This is a genomic window from Variovorax boronicumulans, assembly GCF_030812215.1.
Taxonomy (GTDB): Bacteria; Pseudomonadota; Gammaproteobacteria; order Burkholderiales; family Burkholderiaceae_C; genus Variovorax; species Variovorax boronicumulans_C.
Window position 1 is genome coordinate 1 of sequence record NZ_JAUSSG010000024.1, and the last position, 3,331, is coordinate 3,331.

Sequence of the window (3,331 nt, forward strand, 5' to 3'; positions counted from 1 at the left end):
TGCACCTGCTGCACCAGCTGGTTGTTGGCGTTGTAGCGGTAGGTGGTCTTCCAGGCGCTGGAGCGCGGGTCGGTGATGGAGACCACGTTGCCCCACCGGTCGGTGTTCTGCGTGACCACAGAGCGGGCGTACTTGCGTGGCTATACTGCGCCCCGTCACGTCAAAAGAGGCGTGGCCGGGATTGGCGTCCCGTTGAAATCACTGCGACAAAAGCCGCAGTCACCCGCAAGGTCTGCGGCTTCGTCGTTCGTGCTTCCTGTTTAGGCGGCTCGATGGGCGGGCGCGAGCCCGGCCGGTTTCACGCAAGTGGTTTCCCGGTACGCCAACCTGTCGAGCCGCCGCCCTCAATTGGCGTTGAGTGCGTCGGTTTCAGCAAACCGAAACCCTTGGAGGCCATTCATGGCTCGCGTTCCCTCGTTCCCCGAATCTTCTGAACTCGTTAGCGCCGAACTGCTCGTGCTGCGTGCATGCGACGACATCGACAGCCTTCATGTTGTGCAGCGTGCGCATGCGTGTCTTGAAAAGCTCATCGGCCCGCAGCACGCGAGCGACACGGAAGAGGTCTATCCGAGCCGCACTGAACTCAGCGCGTTGATAGGGCTGGTCAATGAGGAGTTGCAGCGGCGGATCGAAACAGCGGGCACCACAATTCAGTCGTTGCGTGTTGCGCTGGGCAAGGACGGCTTGGCGTAAAAAGATTTGAATCTGCCTCGCGCTTTTTTCCTAAAACCGAGGCGCAAGAATTGAAATCCCCCATTAAAAACCGATCCCTGCCTCCAATGCCTGGGTCGTATACAGGAGCCGACAGGCCTCCGCTTTTGCCGTGGCGCTTTCGGTAGTGTCGATGTTGTAGTTCAAGTTCAGCTTGATCCCAGGTGTCGACTTCAACGACGGCAACCGCATACGCGCATCGGCTTGAAATTGGAATCTGCCCCCTCCCCCGAATTCTCTTTTTCTTAATTGCTAAAAACGAAGGAGCTCGTGCGCGAATAGTTTTCGCGTGGAGAATTCACAAGAATTTTATGTTTACCCTATTTGCCGTAAGGGATATGGTGCTGCCTTCGAGGTATGTGAACTCCGATTCGAGAATTTCATTCTCAAACGCAAATCCCTCGGAGTGCAACACTCCATGCAATATTTTCCCAGTAATTTCATAATCAAATCCACCCGATAATTGCAATATCTTGGATTGTTCTTTCGACACCTCTTTGGGCTTGAATTCATCAAACACCATGAGACTCAGTTTCACCAAATATTCATTGCCAATCACCAAATCACGAGGATAGTTGCTCGCAAAGCAAACGAGAAGAACTCCTTTGCATTCAACAACAAGCTCCTCTTCTACAAGGCCGCCCACGCTTCTAAGAAGGATTTTCTGTCCTTGGTCTTCACTCATGACGTACCTCAATCATTGTTGGTTGTAAGGAAATTTCCATCCTTGCTGCGGATTTGGACCTATTGTGTCGGTTCGGAATGCTTTTGTTTTACTTTGTGCGTTGTCTCCAAGCAATTCAAAAAATTCTGTTCTGGATTTGGTATGAATTGTTGTCACAAATCCATCAGCATCCGTCCCAGCAAATCCAAATAAAGCCTCTCCTTTTTTGGAGTTTCTCATAAATGAGACATAACCAGTCCGCATTTCGTTGGCAGGCGTATAGAAATAACTGACCGGAACCCCGGCATCCATAATCTCTCGCCCCATCTGCAAATACCCATACGGCGAAGAGACACCAACGGATGCAAATTCGCCGCCGTGTTTTTCAAAATGCCCAATTAATTTCGCGTCACTCGCAAAGACAGCACCACCGGCATTCACATTAGGAGTCGTGCTAAGGCCAACCGTTGCCACAGTTCTCCACATCGCAGACTGCTGCTCAAGCGGACTGTAGAACTGATTGGCAACCGGGTTATAGCCGCTGAAGCCACCATATGAGTCGCCAAAGGTGCCTACGACCGCTTTCACAAGAGTGCTGAACGGCCCATTCATTGAGCCTTGCACCTGAGGCGAGTTGTATGCCTGCTGCAGGATGCTCGGGTCACCGGGATTGGCTCTCACAAATCCCACGAGTTGCGTATTGGGGTTGCTGGCGCTCGATGCGTACTGCAACTGTTCGATCGTCGTGCCTCGCGCTACCGGCGATGCCTGCTCGGCAACACTCCATTGGGCTGGCGGTGCGACGGTCGCAGGAATCGCCGGGTTCTTTCCAAACATATTCGTCACAAACGAGATGTCGTCTGCGCGAGCTTGTAAGCTCTGTCGGCCCTCGTTGCCATAGTTGGTGTTGTAGTAGGTCGCAGCCTGCGCGTCCCTGGCTTCGGAGATGGCCCTCAGTCGTGAGTTATCGGCGTTGAGCGCTTTCTGTCCCAATGCCGAGTTATCGCCAAGAGCATTGATGGCACCTGGAATGACGTAGTCCTGCCCAGCGTAGACGGTGCTGTTCCTTAGGCCGTTGGCACGCATGAAGTTGCCGATGGCCCGCCGGTCACTGGTTTCCAGGATCGTAGAAATGTTGTCACCCGATTGAGCTGTGTACGTCCTGGATTGACTCAACTCCGCCACGATCTGTGTGATCCCTCGACCTGAGCCACCGTCTCCGCCACCATTGCCGACATAAGTCGGCAAACCCGCTGGGTTGATTCCAGCGCGTCGCGCTGCCGCATCCTGCGAGAAGTTGAGCCCATTGAGCATCGGCACGCCGCTGCGGGCATCCACGCCGCTGAAGTTGTCATTGAGCTTGAGGAAGGCGTCCAAGTCGTCTTTGCGGCTGCTGTTGTTGGCCGCTGCGATGCTGTCTCCGATCACATTGCCAAAGGCATCCGCTGCCAGCGTTGCTGCACTGATCTTTCCGCCGCGCACTGTCTGTCCCGCGAGGCTGCCGCCCAGACCCGAAGCCAGGCTCCTGCCCAGATCAAAACTGGTGATCGCGCCCGTTGGCACGCCGTTCATACCCGCCTGCAGCCCGGGGTAGTAGTTCATTGCCGCATTCAGCCCTTGGCCAACGCCCGCGCTTAGCGCACTGGCCGCGACACTCTTCCAACTGAATTTGTCCTGCAATCCTGTGACCACCGCAACGCCTTGCGATGTGGCGCTGCCGATAGCCCCGCGCACGATCGCATTGCCCACCAGCGCAGCCTCGCTTGCCACGCCAAAGGGTTGGAATCCACTCAAGCCGCCGCTAATCGCGCCCCCGATCGCCCCGAGCGCCACGCCTTTCCAGCTGAACGAGTCCTGCGCTCCGATGGCAATTCCCACAGCTTGGCCAGCGATCGAACCCACGGCTCCACCTACGGCATAGCCGGCAATGTTGCCGAGCACGCCTGCGGCCGCACC

At 55.6% G+C, this 3,331-nt stretch carries 3 protein-coding genes; 1 reads left to right on the forward strand and 2 read right to left on the reverse strand.

Annotated elements, in window-relative coordinates:
• Positions 1–399: 399 nt before the first annotated feature.
• Entirely contained in the window at positions 400–693 is a 294-nt protein-coding gene (locus J2W23_RS31290) for a hypothetical protein (protein WP_307651490.1), read from the forward strand.
• Positions 694–1,009: 316 nt separating this feature from the next.
• On the opposite strand, the gene J2W23_RS31295 is transcribed toward J2W23_RS31290, so the two are convergent.
• Together J2W23_RS31295 and J2W23_RS31300 are read right to left on the reverse strand one after the other, a co-directional pair.
• Positions 1,010–1,396 (reverse strand): hypothetical protein, encoded by a 387-nt coding sequence (locus J2W23_RS31295; protein ID WP_307651491.1) that lies wholly within the window; start codon positions 1,394–1,396, stop codon positions 1,010–1,012.
• A gap of 12 nt (positions 1,397–1,408) precedes the next feature.
• Positions 1,409–3,331, reverse strand: a 1,923-nt coding sequence (locus J2W23_RS31300; RefSeq protein ID WP_307651492.1) for a LysM peptidoglycan-binding domain-containing protein, incomplete at its 5' end; no start/stop codon positions are given.

Excerpts from the sequence above, each read along its gene's own strand:
- J2W23_RS31295 (WP_307651491.1), bottom strand. The coding sequence starts at position 1,396 with ATGAGTGAAGACCAAGGACAGAAAATCCTTCTTAGAAGCGTGGGCGGC.
- J2W23_RS31290 (WP_307651490.1), top strand. The coding sequence starts at position 400 with ATGGCTCGCGTTCCCTCGTTCCCCGAATCTTCTGAACTCGTTAGCGCC.